3 protein-coding genes and 1 pseudogene are annotated in these 3,255 nt (G+C 45.3%); all 4 read left to right on the top strand.

All coding sequences use genetic code 11. From position 1 onward, the window contains the following. Nucleotides 1-1,849 (top strand): RHS repeat-associated core domain-containing protein (locus tag ACIFO6_RS23110; RefSeq protein WP_430044290.1); only part of this gene is annotated, 1,849 nt, incomplete at its 5' end. Between the two features lie 82 nt (nucleotides 1,850-1,931). Continuing rightward, entirely contained in the window at nucleotides 1,932-2,213 is a 282-nt protein-coding gene (locus ACIFO6_RS23115; protein WP_430044291.1) for a hypothetical protein, read from the top strand. A gap of 23 nt (nucleotides 2,214-2,236) precedes the next feature. Continuing rightward, nucleotides 2,237-2,587: a hypothetical protein gene (locus ACIFO6_RS23120; protein ID WP_430044293.1), complete on the top strand. Its 351-nt coding sequence runs from the start codon at nucleotides 2,237-2,239 to the stop codon at nucleotides 2,585-2,587. A gap of 71 nt (nucleotides 2,588-2,658) precedes the next feature. After that, nucleotides 2,659-3,255: pseudogene (locus ACIFO6_RS23125) on the top strand (hypothetical protein); the annotation flags it as partial.

Below are 3,255 nucleotides of genomic sequence, written 5' to 3' on the forward strand. Positions count from 1 at the left end.
GGGACCGGATTTTAAAACCAACTACACCTATGACCGTGCGGGACGGCGAACCAGCATGACAGATGGGCAGGGAACGACCTCGTATGCCTATGATCCAGCCAATGGGTCGTTGACCGGACTAAAGTATCCGGACGGCACGAAAATAAACTATGAGTACAATAAGCAGTCTCGCACAGGCTATGTGCTGACCGATCCTGCGGGTACGGCTATGCACGTTCAATCGAAGCTGGATAGTTTGGGGCAAGTGACTCAAATGGACGTTAGCAGTGGAGCAGGGACAGCGGGCGTACAGAGTCTGGCAGGAGCGAGTGCTGCTACGGGTGGTTCACTGGATCGTATGACATTTGAGTATGCACCGAATGGGTTGCTGAAAGGTCAGTCTTCAAGCAGAGGACTGAGTACGCGATTCAGCTATAACGGACTGGATTTGTCCGGGGTTACGGTGGAGCAAGGCGGTACGGCGCTGCACCAATTTGGGTATGAGCGGGATGGGAATAAAAACATCACCGGACGCACCCAAAACGGAACCACAGATCAATTTGGATATGACCCGTCCAACCGAGTGGCGAGCGAAGCCGCAGGTGAGAAGAACAAGAGCTACGGCTACGATCCGAATGGGAACCGAAGCGCGGAAGGCAGCGGCAAGGTGTTCGGTATGGAAAACGCGGGTTATAGCTATGATTCCGTGAGTCGCCTGACCTATGTGAACGGTGAGGGGAAAGAGGTCAGGTACAGCTATAACGGAGACGGGCTGCTGTACGAGCGTACGGAGGGTGGTAAAACGACCCGGTATTACTACGATGAAGAAGCGAAGCTGATGGCGGAAGCCGAGGTTGAAGGTGGAACGGCGAAGATCACGTACGCTTACGTGTATGACTTGTCCGGTCAACTATGGGCGAGACAGGACAAGGCCAGCGGACAGCTGCAATATTATCAGCTGAACGGCCACGGGGATGTGGTGGGCCTGAGTGATAGCTCGGGTAAGGAGCTGAACAGCTACAGCTACGACATTTGGGGCGGTCCGAAGACGGTCAAGGAGACTGTACCGAACGTGCTACGTTATGCTGGCGAGTATTGGGACAAGACGACCGGACTCCAGTATTTGCGCGCACGTTGGTATGATCCGGGCACAGCCCGTTTTATGGGCGAGGATACGTATCAGGGAGAAATGAGCGAGCCGTTAAGTTTGAATGGATATACGTATGTGCATAATAATCCGTTGATTTATGTTGACCCAAGTGGGCATAAAGTTTGGCTAGTACATGGTACTTTTGCTTATCCAAATACATGGGATAATAGTAAAAATTACATTGAAAAAGAACTTTTTCATGAACCGGTTGATACTCCGCGATGGAGCGGTAAGAATAACAATGGAGCCCGCGTTAAGGGGGCAGAAATTGTAGCGAATGAAATTTATAATTATCACAAAGCTCATCCAAAAGAACCGATACGAATCATGGGGCACAGTCACGGAGGCAATGTTTCCATCATGGCAACTAACATCTTGGCTAAACGTGGGATGCACGTTGATACTCTTATCACCATTGCGACACCAGTACGAGGGTATAAGCTGAAAACGGATGTAGGACAACATATCAATGTATATAACGATTATGATTTAGTACAAAAAGAACTTGGAGGGAGTATTTGGACTTTAGGGCAAGCGATGCGTACATTCAGTGGCGCTGAAAATGTTAAAGTTAAATTATCTTCATATTTTTCTACACATCGAATTGAAGCCCATTCTGTAATGCATAATAATCCTAATACATTGGATAAATACGTAAAGCCACTTTTGTTACAACATAATTTTTCTGAAGCAAGGTATAAAAATTCAATGAAAAACTGAGCAACACATTAAACGGTAAGCGCTATTTAGATATGATACAAATTGAAAAGTAAAAAAATCAAACATAGACAGGAGGGAGTAAATGAGTAAAATGCCTGTTTGGTTCAAAATAATATGGATGGTACCTATTCTTATAAATATAGCAGCCTTAATATGGTTTATCTTAGGATCAACTGGAGGGTTTCAACGAGGACAAGATTTAATTGAAACAGTGATATTAATGGTATGCGGAATTCCATCCATTATCATTGTGATGATATCCCTAACCTATATCTGGCAAGGATGGGCACCATTTGGCGGAATGAAATATATAGTATCAGTGCTGTTGATGGCATCATTACTCTTTTTTCTTATCATTTGGTAGAGGGGACTCCTACCCGAGGGTGGTTGTATGATGAAGTTAGAAGTGATCCAGTACGCTTAACTTCAGATCAAAAATATGAATATCGCATTGATTTAATTAATCCTTTCCAGAGGAATAGTAGGGAGCAATTACACTTAAAAAATATTTCAACAGGAGAAGAAAAAAATATTCCTATTTCAATTAAGAAGGAAAATAAAGGTTATTCGACAGGTGATGATGGAGACAATTGGGCTTGGGGTATTCTAAAACCAACGAAAGTGCCAAATCAATACGAGTTGTCTACACTGGACGAACATAATAATGGGAGGTATGGTATGGATCCCAGAGTTTTTCTAATTGATGTAGAGGCGGGGACTGTGCAAATATTGAAATAGGATTTTTGAATATTTTACCACAATGCGATATAGTTTCGTGTTGTGGTCTTTTTTTAATTATCAGTCCTTAATTGCGCTTACTTCATGCTATTGTAAATAAATACTATGGTGGGCTGGTTACCGAAGCGGCGGGACCGGATTTTAAAACCAATTATACCTATGACCTTGTGGGACGCCGAACCAGCATGACAGATGGGCAGGGAACGACCTCCTATGCCTATGATCCAGCCAATGGGTCGTTGACTGGTCTGAAGTACCCAGATGGAATGCAAATACACTATGAGTACAACAAGCAGTCTCGTACGGGTTATGTGCTGACAGATGCTTCTGGCACGTCTATGCACGTCCAGTCCAAGCTGGATAGTTTGGGCCGTGTTACTCAAATGGACGTTAGCAGTGGAGCCGGGACAGCGGGCGTACAGAGTCTGGCAGGAGCGAGTGCTGCTACGGGTGGTTCACTGGATCGTATGACATTTGAGTATGCACCGAATGGGTTGCTGAAAAGTCAGGCTTCAAGCCGAGGGCTAAGTACGCGATTCAGCTATAACGGACTGGATTTGTCCGGGGTTACAGTAGAGCAAGGCGGTGCAGCGCTACACCAATTTGGTTATGAGCGGGATGGGAATAAAAACATCATCGGACGTACACAAAACGGAACGACGGATTCA

This window comes from Paenibacillus sp. NRS-1781 (assembly GCF_050467745.1).
GTDB classification, from domain to species: Bacteria; Bacillota; Bacilli; order Paenibacillales; family Paenibacillaceae; genus Paenibacillus; species Paenibacillus terrae_A.